Origin of the sequence: Nitratireductor soli (assembly GCF_001050155.1) — a bacterium.
Taxonomy (GTDB): Bacteria; Pseudomonadota; Alphaproteobacteria; order Rhizobiales; family Rhizobiaceae; genus Nitratireductor; species Nitratireductor soli.
The window spans coordinates 100938-127111 of record NZ_LFVY01000016.1 but is presented as its reverse complement, the minus strand read 5'-3'; the positions used below and the strand labels follow the sequence as shown (position 1 = coordinate 127111).

29 protein-coding genes and 1 pseudogene are annotated in these 26174 nt (G+C 63.8%); 2 read left to right on the top strand and 28 right to left on the bottom strand.

Translation table 11 applies throughout. The features are described 5' to 3' along the window. Nucleotides 1–281: 281 nt before the first annotated feature. The 5 genes and pseudogenes from AB843_RS25120 to AB843_RS19560 form a co-directional block, all read right to left on the bottom strand. A pseudogene (locus tag AB843_RS25120) lies at nt 282–503 on the bottom strand (transposase domain-containing protein); the annotation flags it as partial. Between the two features lie 270 nt (nt 504–773). Further along, entirely contained in the window at nt 774–971 is a 198-nt protein-coding gene (locus AB843_RS19575) for a hypothetical protein (protein ID WP_048648571.1), read from the bottom strand. Continuing rightward, nucleotides 971–1594 (bottom strand): DUF998 domain-containing protein, encoded by a 624-nt coding sequence (locus AB843_RS19570; RefSeq protein WP_048648570.1) that lies wholly within the window; start codon nt 1592–1594, stop codon nt 971–973. The genes AB843_RS19575 and AB843_RS19570 overlap by 1 nt, the downstream gene beginning before the upstream one ends. Further along, a complete protein-coding gene (locus tag AB843_RS19565) occupies nt 1591–2043 on the bottom strand; it encodes an SRPBCC family protein (protein ID WP_048648569.1) in 453 nt (150 codons plus the stop codon). The genes AB843_RS19570 and AB843_RS19565 overlap by 4 nt, the downstream gene beginning before the upstream one ends. Beyond that, entirely contained in the window at nt 2040–2369 is a 330-nt protein-coding gene (locus AB843_RS19560) for an ArsR/SmtB family transcription factor (RefSeq protein ID WP_048648568.1), read from the bottom strand. The genes AB843_RS19565 and AB843_RS19560 overlap by 4 nt, the downstream gene beginning before the upstream one ends. 88 nt (nt 2370–2457) lie before the next feature. On the opposite strand from AB843_RS19560, the gene AB843_RS25715 reads away from it, so the two are divergent. Then, nucleotides 2458–2691: a hypothetical protein gene (locus AB843_RS25715; protein ID WP_157384558.1), complete on the top strand. Its 234-nt coding sequence runs from the start codon at nt 2458–2460 to the stop codon at nt 2689–2691. Between the two features lie 75 nt (nt 2692–2766). Here AB843_RS25715 and AB843_RS19555 read toward each other — a convergent pair whose 3' ends face one another. From AB843_RS19555 to AB843_RS19545, 3 genes are all read right to left on the bottom strand, one after another. Then, nucleotides 2767–3192, bottom strand: coding sequence for a hypothetical protein (locus AB843_RS19555; protein WP_048648567.1), 426 nt, complete (start codon nt 3190–3192; stop codon nt 2767–2769). 10 nt (nt 3193–3202) lie between these two features. Then, on the bottom strand, nt 3203–5188 hold the full coding sequence (locus tag AB843_RS19550) for a conjugal transfer protein TraG (protein ID WP_048648566.1): 1986 nt from the start codon (nt 5186–5188) through the stop codon (nt 3203–3205). A gap of 346 nt (nt 5189–5534) precedes the next feature. Further along, nucleotides 5535–6395: a DMT family transporter gene (locus AB843_RS19545; RefSeq protein ID WP_048648565.1), complete on the bottom strand. Its 861-nt coding sequence runs from the start codon at nt 6393–6395 to the stop codon at nt 5535–5537. 137 nt (nt 6396–6532) lie between these two features. Between AB843_RS19545 and AB843_RS19540 the strand changes: the two genes are divergently transcribed. Continuing rightward, nucleotides 6533–7930 carry an aminotransferase-like domain-containing protein gene (locus AB843_RS19540; protein WP_087587150.1) on the top strand — a complete coding sequence of 466 codons (1398 nt, stop codon included), beginning with the start codon at nt 6533–6535 and terminating at the stop codon, nt 7928–7930. Between the two features lie 68 nt (nt 7931–7998). On the opposite strand, the gene AB843_RS19535 is transcribed toward AB843_RS19540, so the two are convergent. The 20 genes from AB843_RS19535 to AB843_RS19450 form a co-directional block, all read right to left on the bottom strand. Beyond that, nucleotides 7999–9738, bottom strand: a complete 1740-nt coding sequence (locus tag AB843_RS19535) for a relaxase/mobilization nuclease domain-containing protein (RefSeq protein ID WP_048648564.1) — start codon at nt 9736–9738, stop codon at nt 7999–8001. A 244-nt stretch (nt 9739–9982) separates the two neighbouring features. Beyond that, a complete protein-coding gene (locus AB843_RS19530; protein ID WP_048648563.1) occupies nt 9983–10738 on the bottom strand; it encodes a lytic transglycosylase domain-containing protein in 756 nt (251 codons plus the stop codon). Nucleotides 10739–10741: 3 nt separating this feature from the next. Continuing rightward, nucleotides 10742–11089, bottom strand: a complete 348-nt coding sequence (locus tag AB843_RS19525) for a DUF736 domain-containing protein (protein ID WP_048648562.1) — start codon at nt 11087–11089, stop codon at nt 10742–10744. Between the two features lie 45 nt (nt 11090–11134). After that, nucleotides 11135–11680: a S26 family signal peptidase gene (locus AB843_RS19520; protein WP_048648561.1), complete on the bottom strand. Its 546-nt coding sequence runs from the start codon at nt 11678–11680 to the stop codon at nt 11135–11137. After that, nucleotides 11677–12195: a DUF2840 domain-containing protein gene (locus AB843_RS19515; protein WP_048648560.1), complete on the bottom strand. Its 519-nt coding sequence runs from the start codon at nt 12193–12195 to the stop codon at nt 11677–11679. Before AB843_RS19515 ends, AB843_RS19520 begins: the two co-directional genes overlap by 4 nt. Then, complete coding sequence (locus AB843_RS19510; protein WP_048648559.1) at nt 12192–12446, bottom strand: hypothetical protein; 255 nt, start codon at nt 12444–12446, stop codon at nt 12192–12194. The genes AB843_RS19515 and AB843_RS19510 overlap by 4 nt, the downstream gene beginning before the upstream one ends. Next, nucleotides 12443–13081: a ParA family partition ATPase gene (gene parA / locus AB843_RS19505; protein ID WP_048648558.1), complete on the bottom strand. Its 639-nt coding sequence runs from the start codon at nt 13079–13081 to the stop codon at nt 12443–12445. The genes AB843_RS19510 and parA overlap by 4 nt, the downstream gene beginning before the upstream one ends. A 208-nt stretch (nt 13082–13289) precedes the next feature. Continuing rightward, on the bottom strand, nt 13290–14177 hold the full coding sequence (locus AB843_RS19500) for a replication initiator protein A (RefSeq protein ID WP_048648557.1): 888 nt from the start codon (nt 14175–14177) through the stop codon (nt 13290–13292). 11 nt (nt 14178–14188) lie between these two features. Further along, complete coding sequence (locus AB843_RS19495; protein ID WP_048648556.1) at nt 14189–14470, bottom strand: helix-turn-helix transcriptional regulator; 282 nt, start codon at nt 14468–14470, stop codon at nt 14189–14191. Nucleotides 14471–14596: 126 nt separating this feature from the next. Further along, the gene (locus tag AB843_RS19490; RefSeq protein ID WP_048648591.1) at nt 14597–15043 is read right to left on the bottom strand and encodes a DUF2285 domain-containing protein; all 447 of its coding nucleotides are present in this window, start codon (nt 15041–15043) and stop codon (nt 14597–14599) included. Between the two features lie 4 nt (nt 15044–15047). Next, nucleotides 15048–15362 (bottom strand): transcriptional regulator domain-containing protein, encoded by a 315-nt coding sequence (locus AB843_RS26210; RefSeq protein WP_244468032.1) that lies wholly within the window; start codon nt 15360–15362, stop codon nt 15048–15050. Nucleotides 15363–15480: 118 nt separating this feature from the next. Then, nucleotides 15481–15744 (bottom strand): DNA -binding domain-containing protein, encoded by a 264-nt coding sequence (locus tag AB843_RS19485; RefSeq protein ID WP_048648555.1) that lies wholly within the window; start codon nt 15742–15744, stop codon nt 15481–15483. Between the two features lie 120 nt (nt 15745–15864). Beyond that, a complete protein-coding gene (locus tag AB843_RS19480) occupies nt 15865–16107 on the bottom strand; it encodes a helix-turn-helix domain-containing protein (RefSeq protein WP_024021493.1) in 243 nt (80 codons plus the stop codon). 182 nt (nt 16108–16289) lie between these two features. Next, nucleotides 16290–16616, bottom strand: coding sequence for a DUF736 domain-containing protein (locus tag AB843_RS19475; RefSeq protein WP_048648554.1), 327 nt, complete (start codon nt 16614–16616; stop codon nt 16290–16292). A 567-nt stretch (nt 16617–17183) separates the two neighbouring features. Continuing rightward, a complete protein-coding gene (locus tag AB843_RS19470; protein WP_048648590.1) occupies nt 17184–17627 on the bottom strand; it encodes a hypothetical protein in 444 nt (147 codons plus the stop codon). 144 nt (nt 17628–17771) lie between these two features. Next, nucleotides 17772–17939, bottom strand: coding sequence for a hypothetical protein (locus AB843_RS25925; RefSeq protein WP_164481562.1), 168 nt, complete (start codon nt 17937–17939; stop codon nt 17772–17774). Nucleotides 17940–18144: 205 nt separating this feature from the next. After that, the gene (locus AB843_RS19465; RefSeq protein WP_048648553.1) at nt 18145–19359 is read right to left on the bottom strand and encodes a hypothetical protein; all 1215 of its coding nucleotides are present in this window, start codon (nt 19357–19359) and stop codon (nt 18145–18147) included. Between the two features lie 71 nt (nt 19360–19430). Continuing rightward, a complete protein-coding gene (locus AB843_RS19460) occupies nt 19431–20360 on the bottom strand; it encodes a DUF2493 domain-containing protein (RefSeq protein WP_048648552.1) in 930 nt (309 codons plus the stop codon). A gap of 313 nt (nt 20361–20673) precedes the next feature. Continuing rightward, a complete protein-coding gene (locus AB843_RS19455) occupies nt 20674–21720 on the bottom strand; it encodes a DUF7146 domain-containing protein (RefSeq protein ID WP_048648551.1) in 1047 nt (348 codons plus the stop codon). Continuing rightward, nucleotides 21720–26048, bottom strand: coding sequence for a strawberry notch family protein (locus AB843_RS19450; RefSeq protein WP_048648550.1), 4329 nt, complete (start codon nt 26046–26048; stop codon nt 21720–21722). Before AB843_RS19450 ends, AB843_RS19455 begins: the two co-directional genes overlap by 1 nt. Nucleotides 26049–26174: the final 126 nt, after the last annotated feature.

Below are 26174 nucleotides of genomic sequence, written 5' to 3'. Positions count from 1 at the left end.
AACCGAATCCTACGCTAAATCAATCGCTTATGCTACATCCGCCAACCCGCTAGCCTTCCGTCGTGCATAAGACGGGCTAGGACCCGTTGCATCCGGGCATGATAGTTTCGAAGCGTCGTCGTCATTGTCCTGTCCTTACCGTGGTAGGACCAAATAGCCCCGCACAAGTGGTGTGCGCTCGACCGATCTTGCGGATTATAAGGCTTGGCTGCTCAGCAATAAGGTCGGCCTATGAGGTAGCCACCCGGCAAGGGGTGTCGGCATCCAGTGTGGAGCGCAGATTATGCCGCCTGAGCGTTCAGCGTCTTTGGTATCCAGTTCCACGGCAGCACTTGCTCCAGCCTGCTGATCGGCGTGTCGGCAATGTTGGCGAGAACGTCGGCGAGTCATGCCTGCGGGTCTATGTCATTGAGCTTGGCGGTCATGATCAGGGTCGCCATGAAGGCGGCACGATCAGCACCACGATCCGATCCGGCGAAGAGCCATGACTTTCTTCCGAGAGCAAACATGGTGTGGCTTCCGAGTGGAAAACGGCTGGTTACGGAAACAGGATGGCGGGCCAAAGCCGATGAAGCGGAGAACTACACATACGCCATAGCCCTCCCAAATCGAGGCGAGAGCGAGTGGCTATGGACGGATTGCGGAGCTTCGCTGCTCAGAAGCTGAAGGTCTGCAATGCAAACATTGAAGACTTTCGCTGCGACCGCTTGATCGATGCAGCGCCTTCGAATCCATCCGCAGAAAGGGGCGCTCCAGGATGGGCGGTTCAACGATCAATAATCGACCCTCACGGCGAATGCAAAGAAGGGGCGCGCGGTGTCACCAGCGCGGCTTCGGGTATATACCCAGATAAGCCGCGTCAGTTGAAGAATGCGGCCGATCAGCGCATCCTTGGATCGGAACCCAGCTTCGCTACCGAGTTCGGGCGGCAGCTCGGCCAGATGTGCTGCAGGATTATCGGGCTTGTTCATCACGCCGTTCTCCCTCGCATGCTTGTCGTCCTGCACAATACCGAAAACCATCCGAACGCAATGATCCCCGCGAGAAAGAAGCTCTCGCTGTTTAGGTCAGGATTGGCAAAGCCGATCCATATCAACGCGATGACCGTGACACATGTGAATGCGGCAGGCGCGGCACTGGCGATGTCCTTCAATACCGAACCCTGTATAGCCGTCCATAGCGCTGTCAGAAGAAGGCTCCCAAAGCAAAGCAGGAATCCCAGTCCGTGCAACATGGCGTGACGGCTCATCGTCAGTTCAGGCACAGAAGCCACTTCGGGTGGAAATCCCTTGAACGGATCCGACGGATTAATGGCAACCACGACCAGACCAATACCGGACAAGACGATGAGCGCTGCGTGCAAGCGTCGCCTTTCGATCCCGAACATACCCAGCCCCGCCAGCAGGAAGAGCAGGCCGGTTATCGCGAAATTAACCGCCTGCACCCAACCGCCGGGTCCAAGCGCCAGCAGGCTGACGGGGTGTTCCCAGATGGAAAACCCGGTCTTTAGTGGGATCTGTACCAGAACGACCAAATAGAACAGCGGGCCTGCGATGACGCCAGCCCAAAGCAGGTATTGCCTTTCCCGGATCACAGAATACCGTCCCGGATAAAGGCCACAAGATTGTCGAGAGATTTTGCCGTCCCGTCTCCGATTCCCATTTTGACGAACTGTTCAAGCTGTTCGCGGGAGCCGCATTTCATCTCGACGATCATATGCGTAGTCGCGCCGTCCTCTTCGAGCAGCACCGAGCCCTCGGCACCCATAGCGCTGAACACGATCCGCTGGGGGCGGGAAATTTCAGTGTATGTTCCTTCGAATGGATGATCCTCGAACCCCTCATTAACGAAGCTGAAACCACCGCCTACCCGAAGGTCTATCACGCAGGCGACAAGATTGTGGCCCGAGGGATCCCACCATTTGGAGACCTGTTCGGGCTTTGTCCAAGCGTCGAATAGCTTTTCTGCCGAGGTCTTCACTGTTCGCCGCAAGATCAGGCGATTACCATCCTTGTCCAATTCAAATCGGCCAGTTGAGGTCATTTCTTTGACTCCATATCGTGTTGCTGTTCCACAAACTCTTCAAGCCGATCCAGCCTTCGCTCCCACTGCGCGCGAAAGGGGGTTAGCCAGTCGTCAATCAGTTTCAGCCCTTCGGGGCGGAGCCGCCTTGGTCGTGATTGCGCATCTATGCGTGTCTCGATGAGACCGGCCTGCTCCAAGACCTTGAGGTGTTTGGAGATCGTCGGTTGGGCAAGCCGGTGCGGCTCTGCCAGTGCAGAAACCGTGGCCTCGCCGAGGACGAGTTGCGCGAGTATCGCGCGGCGTGTTGGGTCGCTTAGCGCGACAAATGTTTCATTGAGTGTCATGAATCAGACCCTTTCCAAGGGCTTCATATTGCCCAATAGCAATATTGCTGTCAATCGATATAAAGTTGCCTGAGGGGAAGGCGAAAAGTTGCGTGAGCCGCTTCGGCAGCTTCTCTTGGTGTTTGATTGCCTGAAGCTTGGCGTGCCATTCGTTGATGCTGCAGCGGTCGACAAAATGGGCTCGAAACGGACTTTCGCTGCGGGAGATACCGAAGTCCGCTTCCGGCCGGACGCGATCATCTCCAGTCGTCAGGTTTACAAGACTGTGGCGTGGGCGTTCGTCACACCAACTTGGTGGCGTGCGGTGATCGGTGGCACATAGGCTATTGTATGTGGGAATCGGCGGTGTGTGGCGGGGCGGCGGGGATTCGAACGACCTTTTGCATTCGGCCATAGACTAAGATGGGTCTCCGACATCTTCCGAAATTTCCTGCCGGAGCTTCGGCCCGCTTGCGAGTCGGCGTCCCAGAGCTGCGATGAAGGCGTCATATCGCTCGCCGGCCTTGGCCCGAGCGGCCTGAGCGGCAGGCTCTGGCAGGGCCGGAGTCGTGGTCAGCCAGAAGCGGACGAAGATCGCCAGCGTCTCGACGGAGATACCGATGTCGCGCTCCACGCGGGTCATGCGCCGGTCGATCTGGTCGAGGCGCTTGGTGATCGCCGCCTCCTGACGTTCCGCAGCGTCGGGCGACAGGAAGGATGCAATGCCGGCCTCGGCTACTAGTGACAGCGAATGACCGCGCCGGGCCGCGTGCGCAGCGAGAGCTTTCATGACCTCGGGCTCGAGATAGACGGAGAGACGCTGCTTCTTCGGGGGCTTCGTCATCGCGGCTCTCCTAAAGCTCGATGCCGTCGCCCGGGTCGAGCGAAGCCTGGCGCGCGACCTGTCGCATGTTCTGGTTCATGCGGCCGAGACGCGCAGCGTCGTCATCAGCATCGTCCGCCGGGTCAATCTCGAACTCGTTCTCGATCGGCGCGACTTTGGTGATTGGCTGCACGCGGCTCAGCTCGGGCTGGCGGCGGCGCTCGGAATCGGTCGTGTCCTCCTCGTCTGGATTAGCTCCCGTCGCCGCTGTCAGGATCTCTGGCGAGGGCGGCAATGCCAGTTTGCTCCAGTCGTCGGTCGAGACGGTATCCGACTTCGCTATCGTGGGTGGCGGCCGCACCCGTTCCTCAAACCGACGATCTTCGTAATAACGTGCCTTCTTGGCCCGGATCGGCGGGGTGCCCGCGACCATGACTATTTCGTCGGAGGGCGGAAGCTGCATGATCTCGCCGGGCGTGAGCAACTGCCTGGCTGTTTCCGATCGAGACACCATCATGTGGCCGAGCCAAGGTGAAAGCCGGTGGCCGGCATAGTTCTTCATCGCCCGCATCTCGGTCGCGGTGCCGAGCGCATCCGACACACGCTTGGCAGTCCGCTCGTCGTTAGTCGCGAAGCTGACGCGGACATGGCAGTTGTCGAGGATCGAATTGTTCGGCCCATAAGCCTTCTCGATCTGGTTGAGAGACTGGGCGATCAGGAAGCTCTTCAGGCCGTAGCCGGCCATGAACGCCAGCGCGGACTCGAAGAAGTCGAGTCGTCCGAGCGCCGGAAACTCGTCGAGCATGAGGAGCAGTCGATACCGGTTGCCCTTGGCGTGCAAGTCCTCGGTGAGACGTCGGCCGACCTGATTGAGGATCAGGCGGATCAGCGGCTTGGTCCGGTTCATGTCCGAGGGCGGCACCACGAGGTAAAGCGTCGACGGCCGCTTGCCGCCGACGATGTCGGCGATGCGCCAGTCGCAGCGCCGCGTCACTTCGGCGACGACGGGATCGCGATAGAGGCCGAGAAACGACATCGCCGTCGAGAGCACGCCGCTGCGCTCGTTGTCCGATTTATTGAGCAGCTCGCGCGCGGCGCTGGCGATGACGGGATGCGGACCCGCTTCGCCGAGATGCGCGGTCTTCATCATCGCCGCCAGCGTTGACTCGATCGGCCGCTTTGGATCGGAGAGGAAGGCGACGACGCCGGCGAGCGTCTTGTCGGCCTCGGCGTAGAGGACGTGGAGGATCGCGCCGACCAGCAGCGCGTGACTGGTTTTTTCCCAGTGATTGCGCTTCTCGAGCGATCCTTCCGGATCGACTAGGATGTCGGCGATGTTCTGCACGTCGCGGACCTCCCACTCACCACGGCGCACCTCGAGCAGCGGATTGTAAGCGGCCGACTTGGGATTGGTCGGATCGAACAGCAGCACGCGGCCATGTCGCGATCGGAAGCCCGCCGTGAGCGTCCAGTTCTCGCCCTTGATGTCATGGACAATGGCGGAGCCTGGCCAGGTCAGCAGTGAAGGCACGACGAGGCCCACGCCCTTGCCGGAGCGGGTCGGCGCGAAGCACAGCACATGCTCCGGACCATCATGGCGCAGATAGTCGCGATCGAGCTTGCCGAGCACCACGCCATCGGGGCCGAGCAGGCCGGCGGCTTTTACCTCGTCATCCCGCGCCCAGCGTGCCGAGCCGTAGGTCTCGACGTTCTTCGCTTCACGTGCCCGCCAGACGGACATGCCGATCGCCACCGCGATAGATATGAAGCCGCCGGACGCCGCGATATAGGCGCCCTCGACGAAGATCGGCGGCGCATAAGCATCGTAGAAATACCACCACCAGAAGAAGGTTGGCGGATAGTAGATCGGCCAGCCAGCAAGCTCGAACCACGGCGGGCCGAGCTGGGGTTGGAAACCGAGCCGATAGGCCGTCCACTCCGTAGCCGCCCAGATCGTGAAAAGCACGATCATGAAGACGGTGAGGATCTGGCCCCAGAGGATTTTCGTCGCGGACATGCACCAAGCTTCCGAGCAAATAGCGTCACGCTCGGCGCCCGGTTTTGCTGCCGCAAGCAAAAATTGTCCGCGTCGTACCAACGGCGCTATATGGATACACAAAGGCGGGTCATGGCCGAAAGATCAGGGTGTCAGGCGCGGATGCCGCGGTCGAACCTCCCAAATGTCGCAGGGCACGAAGCTATAGCGTGTGGCCGCGGAGGGCAGTTCCTTTAGCATGTCAAGTTCAGCGGATGCAGTAGACCGTGCTCAATCCTCTATCCATCACGGCCGCCCTCCGCGAGTATCGCTCGCCAAGCAAACGGCCGACATCGTCGTACCTGCGCACTAGATTCTAGCGGGGCTGTCAGGTGAAGCGCTTGGCCCCAGCCACGCACAGAACGACAACGACAGTTGAAGCGATCATGGTCCAGACGATTGGTTCGCCAAGGAAGATCGCGGCCAGCAGGAATCCGAAAAAGGGTTGTAGGAGCTGCAACTGGCCGACGCCCGCGATGCCGCCTAGCGCAAGGCCGCGATACCAGAAGATGAATCCAACCATCATGCTGAAGATCGAGACGTAGGCGAGGCCGATCCAGGCGGGGACGCCAACATTGGCCCATACGTGGGGCCAGGTGAACAGGGCGATCACCGCCATGATCGGCAAGGAAAGCAGCAGCGCCCACGAAATGACCTGCCATCCACCAAGGCGACGCGAAAGCGTGGCTCCCTCCGCGTAGCCGAGCCCGCACACCAGAATGGCGGCGATCATCAGCAGGTCGCCCGCCAGCGTCCCACCATTGCTTCCGTAGAGCGCAAAGCCGGCGACGGCCGCAGCTCCTGCGACGGAAAATAGCCAGAAAGCGGGCTTCGGCCGCTCGCCGCCGCGCACGACGCCGAATATCGCGGTCGCGAGCGGAAGCAATCCGATAAAGACGATGGAGTGGGCCGCCGTGATATGTTGTAGGGCAAGCGCCGTCAGCAGTGGAAAGCCCACGACACCGCCAATTGCCACCAGTGCCAGCGGCAAGATGTCGTTGCGCACCGGTCGTGCCTGACGAAGCGCGAGCAGGAAGACTGCACCCAGCAGGGCGGCGATCACGGCGCGTGCGGAGGTGAGAAACATCGGCGAGAAGTCGGCGACCGCAACGCGCGTGGCGGGCAGTGAGCCGCTAAAAATGATGACGCCAAGGAGCCCGCTGCCCCATCCTGATGCTGTCTTATCCATAAGCCCCTCGAAGTTCGGAACTCACAGGGTAGCAACCCGGTTGTCGTGCGGAACAGGGACAGTACAATACAATTGTGGCAATCTGTATGGCTACAAAGTGCCATACAATCCCCATCGTACTACAAGTGGATCGTCAAATGGTTGACCGTGCTGGTTTGAAGACAACAGAGGTGATGAACGCCATTCGCGCCAAGGTGGCGAGCCGCGCCTACGCGACCGGCGACCGTCTGCCTTCCATCCGGAGTCTCGCGACGAGTATGGACGTCTCGCCGTCCACCGTGGTGGAAGCCTATGACAGGCTCGCAGCAGAGGGATTGGTGCGCGCTCGCCGAGGTTCAGGCTTTTACATTTCTGGGCCTACGTTGCCTCCGCTCGCGCTTGCGGAAGTCGACGGCAAGCGGGACCGCACGGTCGATCCATTTTGGGTGTCGCGGCAGTCTCTCGATGCGGACGACTCGGTCCTGAAGCCCGGCTGCGGCTGGCTGCCGTCGGACTGGATGCTCGGGGAGGCACTCCGGCGCGCATTCCGGTCATTGGCGCGCTCGGAGGAAAGCATTCTCACCGATTACGGTGGGACACGCGGATCTCTGGCGCTGCGTCGATTATTGCTAACGCGCTTCGCGGAGGACGGGGTTGAGGCGACGCCTGACCAAATCTTGCTGACAGCGTCGGGCACTCAGGCAATCGATCTGGTCTGCCGTTTCCTGTTGCGCCCTGGCAGCACAGTGCTTGTCGATGATCCTTGTTATTTCAATTTTCGAGCTCTTCTGCGGGCGCACCAAGCAAATGTGATTGGCGTCCCGTACACGGCATCAGGCCCAGATGTCGCGCAGTTCGAGGCCATTCTCGCGGCCGAACGGCCGCGTCTCTACATCACGAATTCTGCGCTCCATAACCCAACCGGCGCCACACTGACCGCGCAAACCGCGCATCGGATTCTGAACGCCGCGACCGTTCATGACATGATCATCGTCGAGGATGAGATTTTCGCGGACTTTGAGCCTGAGCCGTCGCCGAGGCTCGCAGCACTCGACGGTTTGAACCGGGTCATTCGGATCGGCAGCTTCTCCAAAACACTGTCCGCCTCGGTGCGATGTGGGTATATCGCCGCGAGGCGGGACTGGATCGACGATCTCGTCGATCTCCAGGTTGCCATCAGTTTCGGTGGCCCAAGTCCCGTTGCGACCGAACTAGTTTCCAACGTGCTGACGAGCGGGGGTTATCGCAAGCACATGGACGAGATTCGCTTGCGGCTGGTGCGCGCCCGGCGGGAGGTTGCTGGCAAGCTGCAGGAACTCGGGATAGAGCCCTGGCTGATGCCGCGCGGAGGGTTTTATCTCTGGTGCCGCCTTCCGACAGGAGTGGACACCGCCGATGTCGCGCGACAGGCGCTTGATCAGAACATTGTTCTGGCCCCCGGGAACGTCTTCAGCGTCTCCGAAAGCGCATCGGAATATTTGCGCTTCAACGTCACGCAAGCGAGCGATCGTCGCATTTGGGACGTGATGAAACGCATTGTTCAGCCCCGCGGCTGACGCCCACGTGCTCGCCCCAGCCAGCGGCGACGTTGCGACGAAGGGCGTCGGAGCCTCGCGTATCAAGATCACCTGCCGAGGCCGCGGTTGCGGCCGAAGCTCCAGTCGACGCCGCTAGCGCCGCGAGAGACGCCGGAGACGTGCTGACCGAGCTGGCGTTCGAGGGACGGGGACCAAGGCACGAGCTGGAAACCGAGGCCGTCGTCGATCATGGCGAAGCGGCCCGACGCGAGAGCGATGCGCTGCCGATAAACGCCGACGACATATTCCCCGGTCCCCGCCTTGGCGAACGGACGCCCGGTCTCGGCCGCGAGCTTCGCCCCGAGCGCTTCGACCTCGCGCTGACGCAGCGTGTCGATGAGGTTGCGGGAGAAGATGACGCTGCGGCCGTGGCGCTCGGCCAGGCGCTGCTCGATCAGATGTTCGGCGCGGCGGTCCATCGCGTCCCGGACCTCGGCACCGAACCCGCCACCGCCAAGCGCCACCGGGTCGCGGGATACCGCCTGCCGGTCGAGCCAGGTCGCGCCGGTCGCGGTGACCTGGGCGGAGATGTCGAGATCCGAGCGGATGGCAAGCGCGACACGCCGCTGCCCCCGTGCATCGTCGAACCTGCGCAGCTCGACGATCGAACCCGACGCGCTGTCGCCGGCGGCCTCGAGATCAGGCAGCTTGATGTGGTGGGTTCGGCCGTCGACCCCGTCGACCACGGCATAGGCCGTGCCCTTGAGTTCGTCGTCGAGGCCTCGCGTCACCAGCCGGCCGACAGTGGGGTCGTTCAGGCTTTCGCCGGCAAGCACATAGCTTGCCGCGCCGCGCTCGATGCCGCGGTCGGTCAGCGCGCGGTGCATGCGCTTGATGATATCGCCACGCGCGCCAAGCTCGCGCAGCGTCGCCTCGGCCTTCTCCGAGATCGTCCATTGACCGGGACCGATCTCGTCGGCGAGGCCGAGACCTTCGAGCTTGCGCAGCCGCCCGACCTTCAGGGCATGGAATTCATCGGGCTGCCGGTCCGGATGTGGCGCGAGGTCGACGACACCGGTCCTGTAGGCGTCGCGCGCGAGCTGACGATCGAGATCAGTCCAGCGCTCGGACCCGACCTGCCGCTCAATGGTGCGACGGATTTCCAGATCGGTGCGCGGCCCCAACTCCTGGGTGATGAGATCGCGTGCCCGGTCGCGCATGCCGTCCTTGATGTAGTCGCGGGAGATGACGAGGTTCTCGCCGTCATCGCGCACGCCGCGCACGATCAGATGGACATGGGGATGCTCGGTGTTCCAGTGATCGACGGCGACCCAGTCGAGGCGGGTAGCCAGATCCTTCTCCATCTGCCCGACCAGCTCACGGGTGAAGCCCTTGAGGTCGGCCATCTCCACCGCGTCGTCGGGCGACACGATGAAACGGAAGTGATGCCGGTCATCCTCGCACCGCTCCGCGAACGCCTTCGGATCGGCGTCATCCCCGCCGGGACCGAACAGGCGGGCCTTCTCTCCGTTCCGGGTCACGCCTTCGCGGCGGAGATAATTGAGGTGGGTGCCGAGCGGCGCGCTGCGTCCGTCCTGGCGCACGACCCGCGCCTTGACGACGGCGCCCCGCGAGCGGGCGGTCAGCAGCCGGTTGGCCTGCACAGCCGCGCGCTGGCCGCGGCCGAACCGGGAGCGATTGCCGGGCCCGATCCTTCCTTGCCGGGATACCGCGCCGCCGGCCTTCTGCGCGGCGGCGAGCGCCTGCGCGATGAAGGGTCTGGCCTGCTGGGCGCGCGTCGAACGGATGCGGCCGGGCCGGATGCGGAAATCGTCCTCGGCGCTCATGGGCGTGGCCCCGCACATCGCGCAAAGCCGAGGAAATCGTTGGGAAAGCGCCGCGCGCGCAGGCTGCGTCGATCAGGCGCACCTCGCGTAAACGCGCCATAACCCCTTGAAAAACCACAACCGCACAAGGCCGCACATCGCGGCCCTTTATCCTGCCATCGTGCGGTTGTGGTGACTGCTCTTCCCACTTCTGACGCCAATTCCACGCCAGAACCCGAGTATGCCGCAGGGAGTGCGAAGCCCATCATCGCGGCCCCGCACTGTCGGTTCGGGTCACGAACAGACCATCCGATCGCGGCGTTGGAGCGCGCACGGACTCCGGCGCGGGTGGTGCAACTGGATCGCTGTCGGTCTGCTGTTGATCTGCACTCGGCCTGCTGTCCACCTGCACGATGAAGAGCGGCGCACGGGTCCAGGCGAGCGGATCCGCGGTCGCCACTGTTACCCTGGCAGAAAGATCGTCGCCGCCGATGATCGGTGCGAGAGCGGCGACATAGGCGCGCGTTTCGGCCGGCAAAGGGCGACCGGTGGCGCGATATTCCTCATAGCGCCCGGGACCGGCATTATAGGCCGCGAGAAAGCCAGGCGAACCGTAGCGATCGTGCATCTCGCGCAGATACGCAGCGCCCGCCATGATGTTGTCGCGTGGGTCGTATGGATCGCCGCCGAGACCATGGCGAGCGCGCAAATCGCCCCACGTCGCTGGCATGATCTGCATCAGCCCTATCGCGCCCTTGGGTGAGATCGCGCGCACATCACCGCGGCTTTCGACGCGCATGACGGCCCGAATCCACGCCTCCGGAATGCCGAACCGGCGCGCTGCGTCGGCGATATGACCGGCATAGGGATCGCTAGGTAATGCGCGCTCCACCGATGCGTCTTGTGCGGCGGCCGGCACGGTCGACGACAGGCCGGTAAACAGGCCGGAAAGGAGGAGGAAGGCTGTGTGTCGGACGGTGGAAAACCGTCCGACGACAGCGTGATGGCAGCGGGCCGGCATCGCTCAGTCCCGCTCGCCGCGCTTGGGCGGGCGGTTCCAGTGCAGGCCCCAGGCCGATTTGTCGTCGGCCGATTGAAACAGGTTAGCGCGGATCGGCTGCGGAAAGCATGGATCATCAAGCTGCAGCGCGACGTAGTCTCCGGCCTTCTCGCCGGTGCGCTTCCAACCCGCGCCGAGTTCGGCTCGGGGTTCGTTGTTCATACTGTCGAAGACGTGCACGCGGAAATCCGGCGCATTCTCGGCGTCAGACGACTCGACCGGAATGATGATGATGTCCTGGTGCAGTAGGAGCGTCTGCAAATGGCCGATGAAGCCACCATCGTCACGTGTGAATTGACCGATCAGGGACATGATTTCCTCCTTGGGATTGCGGTGAGATTGGGAATGGGCACGTCGTCACCGCGTCGGCGCGCGCCAGACGAAGCGGCCATCGCCGTCCTCGTCGGTGTAGAGGGGGATGGCCCGGCCGATCACGGCGGAGGCGGGCAGTGGTCCGAAGTAGCGACCGTCGAGGCTGTCGCGGACTTCCCAGTTCATCAGGAACAGCTCGCCTTCAGCCACGACGCGGCAGCCCTGCCAGACGGGCAGCGGATTGCCTCGGCGATCACGTTCGAGCGCCTCGCCCATCGGCACGGCGTCGACGGTGATCGCGAGGCCAGTCCTGCAAACCCGTTGGCCAGGAAGCGCCACCACGCGCTTCATCAGAGGAACGCCGCGCGGGAGATAGCCGCCCTCGGCGAGGAAGCTCGCGAGCGGCTCGGGCGCGCGCAAGGCGACCAGATCGGTGACGTCCGGGGATGGATCGGGTTCGATGGCGTAGAGCCCGATCGGCGTGCTGGCCGACGCGTTCCAGATCAGCTTCGGCGCGAAGGAAACGAGCGACAGAATACCCAGCAACGACACGGCGGCCGTCGTGGTGATGGCGTAGCCGAGCCGGCTCACGCGCCAATCTCTCGGCGGAGAAGGAAGGCGCGATGGCGCTGCATCGTGTAGGCGCGGGGAGTCTCGCCGACGGCAAAGCGATTGTGGACGTGCCGCCAATGATCGGGCGCGACCTCAAGCGGATCGATGCCGACCGACTCGATCGCGTCGATGTGCTGGAGCATGCGCTCCACTTGTCGCCAGCCATCGACACGTAGCAGGATGTCGCCGCCGGGCGTCACGGTCGGGATAGTCTGGCAGGCATCGCCGGGGCCGACGGCGCGTAGAATGTCGAGCCGAGAGAGCACTGTGCCGTGCTCGTTCGCGGCCCAGCGCACCAGCGCGAAGGTCGCGCCGGGAGGGAAGAAGAGGATGCGGCGGCGGCGGTCGAGCACCTGTTCGCGGACCTTGCGGCCGAAGCGGATCCAGTGCTCGACCTGCTTTTCTACCCAGACGAGTTCGACCTGGGTGAGGTCCTCCGGCGGCGCGTGAGGCGCGCGGCCGGCGCGCGTAGATGCGGCGGCAAGGCCGGTCATGGGGCGTCTCCTTGGGATGGTGGGAATTCGCGCTCGAACAGCGCGCGCAGCATGTCGGCGACCGTCTGGCCGCGCTGGAAGGCCGCGATCTTGATCCGGCCGCGCATGTCGGCAGTGACGTCGATGGTCAGCCTGGCCGAGAAGTCGTCGGCGTTTTGAGGTTGCCGGGTCTGGCGATCGGGCGCCTTGATCCAGCTCTCTGGATCACCGGGCCGGGATGCGAAGCTGCGCTTGGGGGATCGTTCGCTCATGCGCCGATCCTCATCACCTCGGCCGCGAGCGCGGCGATCTCGCGCGCAGCGGGACAATCCTCGTCCTGTTCGGCAGCGATCCGTCCGGTCTGCACGACATCGGCGAAGACGATGCGCTGACCGATGGTCGTCGCCAGCAATGGCGGGTCGTGATCCGCGAGCGTCTCTGCGGTTTCGCGCGCCAGCACCGTGCGCGCCGCGCAGCGGTTCAGCACGAAGCGAGCGGCAAGCGCGGGGCGGTAGATGCGCGCTTCGCCGAGCAGCGTGAGCATCTCGGCCGTGGCCCAGCCGTCGAGCGGCGACGGCTGCACGGGGATCAACACGAGATCGGCGGCGAGCAGCGCCGAGCGCATCAGGCCGGCGACGCGTGGCGGTCCGTCGATGACGACATGGTCGGCGTCACGGGCCAGCTCGGGCGCTTCGCGGTGGAGCGTGTCGCGCGCCAGGCCGACGACACCGAAGAGCCGCTGCAATCCCTCCCGGCTGCGCTGCTGCGACCAGTCCAGTGCCGAGCCTTGCGGATCGGCGTCGATCAGCGTGACGCGCTTCCCGCCTCGCGCCCATTCGCCGGCGAGATGCAGCGCCAGCGTCGTCTTGCCGACGCCGCCCTTCTGGTTGAGGAGCGCGACGATCATGACAGTCTCCCGGCGATCGGGGACTCGTCCACAGCGGCCGAAAAACGGGTTTGCGTTAGAAAGATTCCGAAGGAATCTAGGTTAGATAAGTTACGGGGCTCGCAAGCTGCTGATTCAGCGCGAGGAATCGCCGATTCCGGTCCCCGATAGCACGAGAGTCCGGTCCCTGATGGCACGATGGTGCCGGTCCCTGATAGCACGAGACTATTCACAGCTTATCCCCAGGGCGAGTTGTCGAACGACGGCGGCGGCGCGGGATGCCCAGCGCGTCGGGATCGGTGGGTATGAAGGACAGGATTTCGGGACCGCCGAGGCATTGCTCGATGGTGAGCCGGTAGCCCGGCAGCGGCTGGCGACGGACGATGTCGCGCAGGTCGTAGGCGAAGTGCTTGAGCGGCGAGAGGCTGCCCGACTTGGCGTGCAGATGTGGGAAGTCAAAGCTCCAGCCGAACTCTTGGCGACCGCCGTGCTTGCGCACCAGGCGGTAGAGCCAGCGCTCAAGCCCGCCGGTAAGATCGAAGTATTTGCGGTCGATCGTCAGCACGAGCGCGTCGTCGAGGACGGCACCATAGAACCAGTCGGGGAGGATCAGTTCGAGACCGAGCGGACGGCCGCGGTGATCGGCGCGCTCCTTCCATTCATTGATCCAGGAGAAGCGGTGCATCCGCCGCTCGGTCGGCTGGCGGATTGAGGTCGCGACCGTGGTCGATTGCAGCCGGTCGAGCGCGGCCTTGAGGCGGTCGTAGTCGCGCAACGACACGCCGCGTCCGATGAAGTTCAGGATCTCATAGGGGGTGGTCGCCATTAGGCGCGATGGGCGCAGGCCGACGTCGCGCGCCTCAACGATCTGCGAGGCTGCCCAGATCAAGACGTCCGCGTCCCAGATCGTCGCCATGCCGTGCTCGGGCACAGCCTCGACGCGGATTTTCACCGAGCCAGCCTTGAAGGCTATCGGCGCCAGACGCTTCGACTTGGCGAGCGAAAAGAACGGGTAGGCCATGAGATCCTGCGCATCGCGGGGCGCGAGATCGCCGGGCAGCGCCCGGAACAGATCGAGTTGGGCGCGCTCATCGTATTGGGTGTGGCGGGACGACACGGCCGGCCACCTCAGCGCGGGAAGCGTCCGCCGGCGGCGGTCGAGGCTGTTTGGCGCTTGGCCGGTAAAACAGTACCGCCCCGCGGATCGGACGTGGAGGTGACGAGACCGCGATCCGCCCAGGCCTGAAGGTCGTCGACGGAATAGACCACGCGGCCGCCGAGCTTGCGGTAGATCGGACCGGTCCCGTAGGTCCGATGCTTCTCAAGGGTGCGTTCGGAAAGGCCGAGGAAGCGCGCCGCCTCCTGCGTTCTCAGGTAGCGTGGCGGTAAATTGGCGGCTCTTTCGGCCATGATCGCACCTCCGTGGTCTCGCGGGCGGCCGCTTCGAATAAGCGGCGGGTTGCGAGCACGGTGGCGCGAAGACGGCGCCCCGGACGATGTCGAAGTAAGATGCTAAAATCGACACGCGAACCGGTATCAGCGATCCCGGCGTGGGCGGCGCAGCAATGTCCGATAGCCGCCGCGAACGAGCTTCATGCCGTCGCGGGCGAGACGGATGGTGACCTCCCGGATCGGGTCGCCGACCCAGGATGCTGCGTCAATCTTGTGCTGGGGGAAGAGATGCTCGGCGACGGTGCGGTAGATGGCGCCGCTCGCGCGCGCGTCGATGGCGCGCAGCATCTGGCGGGCGCGCTGACGTCTTTGTGGCGTCAGGCGTGGATCGGGCGGCACGCGCTTGCCGAACATAGCGTGCCAGAGGCGTTCGACCGCGGTCAGCCGGTCGGGCGTCAGCTCATCGAATATGATGAACGCACCAAGGGGGCGGGCATCATCGACGCCGATCAGGGCGACGTCGTGGGGTTCGCCGCGCAATACGAGCCGGATCAGACTAGGGTCATGCTCGATGGCGGCATGGGCGTGCAGATCCTCAACGCGGAGGCGGAGTTCTCCCGCCGGGTTCGGTCCGACGGTGAACGGGAGTGTCGCGGGATCGGTTTGCGGGGTCCAGAAGATCGGCTGGATGAGCGCCGAGTTGCGAGGGTCGGCGACGAAATCGCAAGCCCCATTGCTCGGCGAACTCACGCGCAATGTCCTCGGTCAACCGCCCGACCGCTACCAGTTCCTGATAGGATTTTCTGTATTCAGGGTTACGACGCAGGAACTCCCAGGCGAGATCGCTGGGGGTCAACTTGTCGATATAGTCATAGGCGGCTTCGGACCGCCAACTTTCATCCTCGGACATTCTCCACTGCCTCCGCGCAAGGTTGTGCAACGCGAGTTTTGCAGTGGATACGATTCCGGGTTGAGCGGAGCGCGGGAAGAACGAAGTGGCCGCAACGTGATGCGGTTTACGCATCACCTCAGTGCAGGCGGCCCTGGAGCAGCTCGCAAAAGCCGCTCTTCGTCATCCATTTCGCGCGATCGAGATGGCTGGTGTAGATGCGCTGAGCGCGCTCCGGTTCGGCTTTGGCATCGAGGCCGAAGAGGACTTCGACGACTTCACGCCAGTCGGCATTTTCAGCGTCGGCATCCAGCAGCCGGACGTACAGCTTCAGATGCGCCTCGTCATAGGCGGTCAATGCCGCCCCGGCCGGCGGCTGATCAAGAAAATCGACTTTGGTCACAACATCCCCCGATCGCGAGATGTATCCAAACTGGAGGAGATTGTTAACCGTGTTTTGATCGGAACGATGACGCATGGCCTTGACGCGGGACGAGGTGGCAACGCCGCGACCTGTCGAACGTCAGGTTTCCTTCTTCGCATCAACGAGCAGCACTCCCTTGCCCTGATCGGAGTTCAGGAAGACAATGCCGGCGCGTTCGAAAGCCCGTCTCACCTCATCGCGCGTGCTCTCAAAAACCTCGAGGCCACTGGTGGATTCGAGGCGTTTGAGCGCGGTCAATGAGACCCGGGCCTTGTCAGCGAGCGTCTCCTGTGTCCAACCCAGCAACGCGCGTGCGGCCCGAAACTGTCGGGCGGTGATCATGCATGATCACCTCCCACACGGACCTACGCGTACGCCAAAACTACGACTATAATAGTCGTTCTTGGCAGCGTATTCCAGTCGGAAGTGCTTATTTACCCTCTGTCAGGCCGCCGACATCGCAACTGATTCGGTCGCAGCAAAGCCGAGGCCCCGGCCTTCCGGCCGGGGCGTCGCGCAGGGCCTCAGTCGCCCCGGCGGCCGTTGGGACGGGACCAGATGAGCGAGAGGGTCTCGCCTTCCTCGTCGTCGAAGAGGTTAGCGTAGATCGGGGCGTTGAAGCTGGGATCGTCGAGCTTCAGGCCCAGATAGGCGCGCCCTTCGTTGGAGGTCTTGGACCAGGCGGCGCCGATCTCGGCGCGGCCCACGAAGACGCGGTGGCTGGGGGCGTTCTCACCCGTAGCGCGGGCCTCGGGGACGATGCGCACGTTCTTTGCCTGGACGCTGAGGGTGACGATTTCGCCGGTGAATTCGTTCGAGCCGGTCTTCTTGAAGGTGCCGATGGTCGCCATTGTAAATCTCCGTTTTCCGTTCCCGAGCCCGCACCATTGCGGCCTCGATGGCGATCGGCAGGCCGGACGCGATCGACGGCGCACCCCGTAGGGGCCTGACAGCCAAGGAGGGCTTTCTTGTCTCGAGAGGAATGACGGCGCAGCCGGCAGGGGAAGAAAGTTTGACGCCGCTGTTGCGTCATAGGCGATCGAGGCGTCAGCCGGCGTTCGGCCAGATCAGGCCATTGAAGAGGCAGTTTGGAGCGGTTGAGGCACGGTCAGAGAACGGAGAAAATGGCGGCCATCCCGCACCGGCAGACCGGCGTCGCGGCGATGCTCATCGGCTTCGTTTCCTGCCGGCCAGAACATCGGCGCTGCATCCTGACCCTCCACCAACAACTGGGAGATCGCCGCGCCGGTTCTTCGGTCTGTCGCGGAAACAAGGTCCTGCCACTCTAGCGCTGTAACGAAGGCCGTTTGCCGGGACCTGGCGTCGTTCCGCACCCCGCGCTTCCATCATCGGCCTCAGGCGGCGTGGGCGGTCGCCGCCCACCGCACGTCTGGCCTTCGCAATGGCGATAACACCTGTCAGGTCCGCGCAAGGTCCCGGCCGGACGGACCCGTGGCCGCCGCCATCCCCGCGATCCGCACGAAGGCGGTGATGCCGACCGCGACCGCGCCGATGACGGAGAAGATGATCTGCCAGGTGTCGGAGGGCATGGTGTGTTTCACGATGCCGTGCGTCGCGTGGTAGCCGGCGAGCGCCGCGGGCGCGACGAAGGCGAGTGCGATCGCAAGACGCATCCAGAGCGGACGGATAAAGGCGAGCAGGAACTGCCCGAGCCCGAGCGTCAGTGCGGCGGCGCCAAAGCCGACGATGATTGCACCGAGCCAGCCGGCGCCAGTCTGATAGGCCCATGTCCCGGCGCTAGCGCCCGCGAAGAACGGCAACGCGAAGACAGCCAGGGTGAACAACAGCCAGCACAGGCCGCCGATCGCGGCGATGCTGGCGAGGATACTGATGAAGATCATGGTGGTGTTCTCCGCGAGATAAAGGTCTGACGGTTGCGCCTCCACCACCACCACGGCGCGTTGCCAGTATAGCCGAAGAGAAGGCGGGACGGGAGCGGAAATCCCGCAGGGTTCCCGCTTGCGGCCGTGCCGCCTTGCCCGCGATCAGCGGGCGAAGGGATCGACCTCATGAACAATGGCGGCGGCTTCGCCGTCATATTCGCCGGCGGGCATGACGCCCATGGTGCCGTCGCCGGCCTGGAAGATGATGATTGAAACCATGAGGGTGGTAGCGAGGCTGAAGGCGAACGCGTGAGCTTGATTGAGGGACATTTGACCGGCTCCTGTCTTGGAGGCGGGAGACCATCTCCCGCGCGACAGGCGCCCGATGTGTCCGGCCAATGGCCGCAATCACCGCGCAGGCGAAGCTGAAGCGGCGGCACGCTTTGCGTAGTCCGACCCTTTACGGGTTGATGGCGCCAGGCCAGTGGCTGGACCAAGGATCAGCGCATAGAGGGCGGTTGATGGCGACGCGTTCTCAGGAGGAGGGTGTCAGACCGAATCGAAGTCGCGGGAATTCACCGCGTTCGCGAGCGACCTTGAATACCTGCTCAAGCGCCCCAATGAACGCGTCCTCTGTTCGGAGATGAAGCGTATAGTTGTGAAGTTCTGGGTAGTCCAAGACGAAGCATGGAATGCCGGTATCGTCGAATATTCCCATAACTGGTGGTGTATAAACCGAAAATTCATTCATGAAGAGTTCTTTGACCACAATCAGACCAATAATCTCGCGGCGTCCAACATCGATTTTGTGAACAATGCCATTCGTGAGAAACGTAAGAGAGTGGTTCTGTTGCGCATATGAAATAGAGCCGCGCAATTGAGCCGTCGCCTTCGTAAGATGGGAGACAACGGTGGATTTTTTACGTTCAATAGATCTTTGCAATGCACGCTCCGTGTTCGGGCTGTCCTTCGCTTGAATGAGCAGGATGGCAGATGCTGTGATGACAAGGACATCTACAAACTCCTTCCCGTCGTCGGGCCTGATCGGATTTAGATAGATCTGGTCGCTCGCGAATGTCCGATGTAGGGCATGAACGATGTCGAGTTCACTGAAGTGACCGGCATCATCACGCTCTAGGACCGTGTGCATGTTGGTTTTCTTGCCATGATACGAGTTCACTTCGGGTCGGACGTCCGAGATATAGAGATCTTCCGGAAATAGAGGCTCTTGGAGATGGATCGCAAATGACTGCTCGTCGTCCAACGTTGTCCTACGGCCGAACCAATCAGGCATCTGATCAAGAAAGTTCCTCGCTAGATGAAATGAGAACGGCAAGAAGTTCATGGTTTCAGCGAATGCCCGAAAGCGGGGGGCGTCATCATTCTTCGCGGAATAGCCCAGCAGTTCACGATTATGCTCGTCGAGAAAATGGATCTTAAAGTGATCGGACGAAAGCAGCTGTCTGATGTCGATGGTCATCTGGTCGTCGAACAGCGGAGACCAGAATGTCAACGGCTCGTCGTGGTCGTCGAAGAAGGCCGTTACGAGCCCATAAGAGGATGAGCCGTCTGCTGTGAGCGGTACTAGATAGAAGCGAAATTCACGCTTTACCTTTGCTGCCAGCATGTACTCTTTTGGGCACTTGATGATCAGTCTTGTAGCCTCTTCCTCGGGTAAACGCAGGGGCCAGAGGCCTCCAGGAAAGCTTACAAGTTCGGGGAATATTTCTGGATGAGTAATTGTGAGCATGCCAGCCCGTTCCTCGAATACTTTGCTGAGAAGACAATAGCCGCCTTTGCGAGATTTAGCAGTAGCGGCGCTCAAGCGCCGCCCGTTGCGAACTTCCAGACTGGGATGCCGAGCTTCTTCGCCTTGTCGGCGAGATTGTCCTGGATGCCCGTGCCGGGGAAGACGATGACCCCGATCGGCAGGACGTCGAGCATCTGATCGTTGCGCTTGAACGGTGCGGCCTTGGCATGTTTCGTCCAGTCGGGGGCGAAGCCGACCTGCGGCACCTTGCGGGCGTCGGCCCATTTGGCCGCGATCTTCTCGGCGCCCTTGGGGGACTTGCCGTGCAACAGCACCATGTCGGGGTGTTTGGCGTGGACCTGATCGAGCTTGGCCCAGATTAGGTGGTGATCGTTGAAGTCGAGCCCGCCGGTGAAGGCGATCTTCGGACCGGCGGGTAGCAGCACCTCGTTGTCGGCTCGCTTCTTGGCGGCGAGGAAGTCCCGGCTGTCAATCATCGCTGAGGTCATATTGCGATGGTTGACCATCGATCCGCGGCGGGGACGCCAGTTCGAGCCGGTGTGGCGCTCATAGTGTTCGGCGGCCTGGTCGCGCATCAGCTCGAAGGCGTTGCGGCGTTCGATCATGGTCTGGCCCTCGGCCGTCAGGCGCTCCAGCTCGACGGCCTTCACTTCGCTGCCGTCCTGTTCGCGCTGGCCGCGGCGCTGCGCCTGTTCATTGTCGTCCAGTTCGCGCTCGATCCGGTCGGTAGCCCGGTGGAAGACGTTGACCGTCGACCAGAGGAGATCGTCGAGGTCGGGCTCGAGGCGGGTGTCTTCCAGGGTGGCAATCAGGGCGTCGAAGATGTCGGCGATGGCGCCGGCGACATGGTCGCCCTCCGGAAGCGGTCGGGGATCGGGTTCATCCGTGAAGGGACGGTAGCCGTAGAGCTGTAGTTCGCTGAGGACGTGGTCGGTGGGGGAAGAGGCGTGGTGCGGTTCGTGGTCGTCGTGCTCGCTCATCGGGATGCTCCGTCGGTTCGACCGCGACCCTCGCGGCCTTCATGGCGACGAAAGCCGGCGGGCGGGCCGGACCTGCATCCGCAGCGAAGCGGAGGGCCGGAGCGCAGCGGAGGATGGCGAAGGCGGGCTATTTTGCCTCGCGATGGAAAGGCCCGCAGGGCCGCCGGAAAATAGTCCGCCGCAGACGTTACGGGTCCGGGCCGTTTGCTGGCCGATCGCCCTCTCGAAGGCCGGGGACGCGGTTCTCTCCGACCTGGGATCATTCGAGCGATGTCGACGACGGCGCTCCCGCCGCCTGCATTCTCCTCGCGGTCTATGCCACCAGCGCCATGAAGCGTGCGACGTCTTGGGGCGCGATCTGCACGCGGACCGCTGCCCGGAGGCTATCCAGCCCCGTCAGGCGGAGATCCTCGTTGAAGTCGCTTAAGGCTGGAGACACCACGACCGCCTCGATCCCGGCCGAGTTCGCCCGTTCGATCAAGGTCGCCATCGCGCCGTCGCCGGCCGGATCATTGTCGCGGGCGATGTAGAGTCGGCGCAGCGTGTCGGGGAACAGGATGGCCGAGAGACGCGCCGCCGAAAGCGCCGCCGCCATCGGCATGGTGGGCAGCGCCATCCTGAGCGACAGCATCGTTTCGATGCCTTCGCCCGCCGCCATCACTTCGCCCGCCACAGCGAAGCGAACGGCATGCCCCAGCAGATCGCCCATCGCCCGTCTCGGCGTGTCGATCGGAGCCTTGTCCGAGCCGTCGGGAGCGAGCCAGGTGCGGTGCGCGCCGGTCTGACGCCCGGCGAGATCGGTGACGGATGCGATCATCGCCGGCCAGGTCTCCATCGGGGAATGTTCGTCGGGACGGTAATAGCAATGGGGATGGAAGCGCAGGCTTCCGGTTCCGTGCAAATCCGTAATGCCGCGTGTGCGGAGATACGTCTTTACGAGTGTGCCGGAAATTGGCTGCGCCATTGCGAAGAGCCGCCGTGCCGCTTCCGGTGATCCTGATGGCGCCGACGCCGGTGTGCGCCGGGTAGAGCTTGGCTCCGGTTCGGGGTGCGGCAGGCTGAGAAAGGTCCGGGCCTCGTCGGCGATGTCCTTGAAGTCGACCAGGCCGCAGCTCTCGCGGATGACGTCGAGGAGATCGCCATGCTCGCCTGTGGCGGCGTCGGTCCATTTGCCGGCGGCGCCCTTGCCGGTCTCGCCACCCTTCAGCCGCACGAACATCGAGCGGCCGGGCGTGTTGCGAACATCGCCGACCAGCCAGTAGCGGCCCTCACGGTGGCCGGCAGAGAGGTAGTGGCGGCATACCGCCTCGGCCTGCCGGCCGAGACGGATTGCCAGTTCGGAGGCGTCCTGCCGTGCCATCACGCCGCCTCCCGCTCACTGACGCGCTCGACGGGATAGCGCTCCAGCACCTTGGCTAGGATAGCGGCGCCGGTCGTATCGGTCGGCACGAACATCCGCAGCTTCCACGAGATGATTTCGTGAAACAGGCCATAGGCCCGCAGGCGATCGCGCATGGCGTCTGTGAAGCCCGACAGCTCGATGCGGTTGGCGCCCATGACCCGGACGCGGCGAAGCTGAAGACCCTCGCTCAGATCGAGGATGGTCTTGCCGTCCATCAGCGCCATGAAGGCGTCGTCGGGCGTCAGGGTTGACGTGCCGGTCGCGAGCGCGCCAGCCACCCAAGCCGGGGAGACGCGGCGGCCGACGATGCGCTCGCCGTCATCGGTCTGAAGCCGATACACCCGCGTCGACTCGTTCGGCAGCCGCTTCCAGATCGGCAGCAAGAGCCCGCTGACGACATGGATAGTGCTATCGGCATACTCCGGCACCTCGGCGGCCTCGGCATCCCATGCCGCAATGAAGGCGATCCGCTCCGCCTGCACCCAATGGGTCTCATCCATGATCTTGATGGGGATGTTATGCGTTTCCATCGGCCGGATCAGCCGGACACGCCGTTCGATCTCGCCATCGTCGAGCATGATGCTGGTGGTCGGGACCTGTACGGCGGCGCGGCCCGAACGCTCGTTGACCAGCAGCTTCGCGCCCGGATCATCGAGATGGTCGAGCGCCTCGGCCAGCGTCACGGGACGGTTTCGCTGGCGCTGGGTGATGGTCAGCAGCCGAGCCTCGGCCCCGGTGCCAGGATGGACGTGGATCGTTCGGCGGTCGGTGACGATGAAGCTCTCGGCCTGCAGCGCCTCCAGCCCGACGTCGTAGCTGCCGGAAGCGATGGCGCCTTCGATCTTGGCGTTCAACAGCCGCTCGAACGCGGTGAACAGGACACCCTGAAGGTCGATGGTCAGTGCCAACAGCCTGTTCAGGAAGGTGGTGATCGGCGGCAGTTCGTCCTTGATGCCGGTGGAATCCATCAGCGAGAGGCCGGTGGCGTCCTCGAACATCTGGAGCGAGCAGCCGTCGACCTTGCCGCGCACCAGCAGCAGGTAGAGCTGCCGCAGGGCGTCGCGGGCGTAGTGCGATTCCAGATTATCCTCGGGCCGGAACAGGCCCTGGCCGCCAGTCTGGCGCTGGCCGCGCGTGATTGCGCCGAGCGTGTCGAGGCGGCGGGCGATGGTCGACAGGAAGCGCTTTTCGGCCTTCACGTCGGTCGAGATCGGCCGGAACAGCGGCGGCTGCGCCTGGTTGGTCCGGTTGGTGCGGCCCAGGCCCTGAATGGCGGCGTCGGCTTTCCACCCCGGCTCCAGCAGATAGTGGACGCGCAGCCGCTGGTTCCGCGCCGACAGATCGGCGTGGTAGCTGCGCCCGGTGCCGCCGGCGTCGGAGAAGATCAGGATACGCTTCTGATCATCCATGAACGCTTGAGTCTCGGCGAGATTGGCCGATCCGGCGCGGTTCTCCACGGCAAGGCGGTCGATGCCGCCGGGGCTGGTCTTGCGGACGATGCGGCGCGAGCGCCCTGTCACCTCAGCCACGACATCGGTTCCGAAGCGCTGGACGATCTGATCGAGCGCGCCGGGAACCGGGGGCAGCGAAGCGAGCCTCTCGATCAGGCGGTCACGACGGGCAACGGCGTCGCGGCTCTCGACCGGCTGGCCGTCGCGAAACACCGGTCGCGACGACAGGTTGCCCTCGCTGTCGGTGAAGGGCTCATAGAGCTGCACCGGGAAGGAATGGGCGAGATAATCCAGAACGTACTCGCGCGGGGTGATGTCCACCCGGACGTCGTTCCATTCTTCCGTCGGGATCTCCGCGAGCCGGCGTTCCATCAATGCCTCGCCGGTCGAGACGATCTGGATCACGGCGGCATGGCCGTCCGCCAGGTCCTGCTCGATTGACCGGATCAGGGTCGGCGTCTTCATGCTGGTGAGGAGGTGGCCGAAGAAGCGCTGCTTGGCGGATTCGAAGGCCGAGCGTGCGGCGGACTTGGCCTGCCGGTTCAGCGTGCCGCTGTCGCCGGTGATGTTGGCGGCCTGCATTGCGGCGTCGAGATTGTTATGGATGACGGCGAAGGCTCCGGCATAGACATCGTAAATGCCGGTCTGCTCAGGGGTTAGCTGGTGCTCGACCAGTTCGTATTCGACGCCGTCATAGGAAAGCGACCGCGCCGTGTAGAGGCCGAGTGAGCGCAGGTCGCGGGCCAGCACTTCCATCGCGGCCACGCCGCCGTCCTCGATCGCTTCGACGAATTCGGCGCGGGTGGAGAACGGGAAGTCCTCGCCGCCCCAGAGACCGAGGCGCTGGGCGTAGGCGAGATTGTGGACGGTGGTCGCGCCGGTCGCCGAGACATAGACGACGCGCGCATTCGGCAGCGCGTGCTGGAGGCGCAGGCCCGCGCGGCCCTGTTGCGAGGCGGCGACGTCGCCGCGTTCGCCCTTGCCGCCGGCGGCATTCTGCATGGCGTGGCTCTCGTCGAAGATGATCACTCCATCGAAGTCGGAGCGCAACCATTCGACGATCTGCTTGACGCGGGAAAGCTTCTCGCCGCGGTCGTCGGACCGTAGCGTGGCATAGGTGGTGAATAGGACGGCTTCCGAGAGCGTGATGTCCTTGCCCTGCGGGAAACGCGACAGCGGCGTGACCAGCAGCCGCTCCATGCCGAGCGCCGACCAGTCGCGTTGCGCATCCTCCAGCAGTTTGTCGGATTTGGAGATCCACACCGCCTTGCGGCGCCCCCGCATCCAGTTGTCGAGGATGATGCCGGCCGACTGGCGACCCTTGCCCGCACCGGTGCCGTCGCCAAGCATGAAGCCCCGGCGGAACCGCACGGCGTTCGGCGCATCTTCGGGTGCGGCCGAGACGACGTCGAAGGTCTCATCGAGCGTCCACGACCCGGCGAGGAAGTCGGAGTGCGCCTCGCCGGCGTAGATGATGGTTTCGAGCTGGGCGTCCGAGAGAAGCCCTTCGGTAACGATGTTGGCGGGCAGCCGGGGCCGGTAGCTCGGCCTGGGCGGCGCGACCGAGGCCATCGCCACGGATTGCACCAGCTTGGTCGGGTGGGCCTGAGCACCGGGAATACGGATCGCCTGCAATCCGTATTCTTCATAGATCGCGTCGGTGATCCGGCCGTTTTCGGCGGGCGTCCAGTCCACGGTTTCATAGGCGAGTTCGACGCCTTCGGGCTCAATGGACGCGGGCGTGGCGGGACGTACAGCAGCGGTACCCGCGAGGTATCCGCGAACGGTGGGGGGCGTCGCGGCGGACGCCGAGGTTGTCACTGGCGGGAGGGTGGCAGTCGGACGCGGCGGAACCTGCGTCTCAATCCAGCCGAGCAGCGTTTCGATGTCCGGCGCGATGCCGGGCGAAAGGGGAAATGCCGAACGATCGTCGGCCGGCAGCTTGTCAATGACCGTCAGCCGCGTGTCGATGGTCGTGTCGTGCTTGGCATAGACTGAGCCGTCGACGGCCGCGGTGAAGACGATGCGGCCACGCTCCTGAAGCCGGACGAAGGCCGCGGCCCAAGCCGGATGGTCGGGGCTGAAGTTGGCGCCAGTGATCGCCACCAGCCGCCCGCCATCGGCGAGCCGGGCCAGCGCCGAGGCGACATGGCGATAAGCGGCGTCGCCCACGCGGCCGGAGACGTTTGCCATGACGGAGAATGGCGGGTTCATCAGCACGACGGAGGGGGTGGTGCCCGGCGCGAGATGGTCGTCGATCTGGGCGGCGTCGAAGCGGGTGACGGCAACGGCCGGAAACAGCGCTGCGAGAAGATCGGCACGGGTCTCGGCCAACTCGTTGAGGAGGAGCGTTCCGCCTGAAATCTCGGCCAGGACGGCGAGCAGGCCGGTGCCAGCCGAGGGCTCCAGCACGATATCGCCAGCGACAACGGAGGCGGCCAACACTGCGGCGAGGCCGAGCGGCGCCGGCGTCGAGAACTGCTGGAGCGCCTGCGATTCTTCCGAGCGCCGCGTATGCGTCGGCAGGTGCCGGGCGATCTTTGCAAGAGCGGAGAAACGTGCAGCCGGAGATGCGGCCTTACGGAAAAGTGCCTTTCCGTATTTGCGCAGGAAGAGGACTGTCGCGACCTCGCATGCCTCATAGGCCGCCTTCCAGTCCCAGGCGCCGCTGGTGTCGGATGCGCCGAAGGCTGCTTCCATGGCTGCACGGAGGATCGCGGCGTCGATGTGCTGGCCGCGTTCGAGATGATCGAGAAGCTGTTGCGCCACGGCGAGGATCGGGGATGCACGGGTGACGGGCGCGGCCGGAAGGGCCACGGGATGCAGGATGTTCATGGGAGGAACCTCGGGAGAGCGGAAGGGACAAGCCCGGTCGGCGCTCTCTCTCGACCGCCCGGACTCGACCCGTCCCGGCCGTCCTCTCCCTCTCGTCCGCTGACATTAAAAAAGCGCCCGACCGTG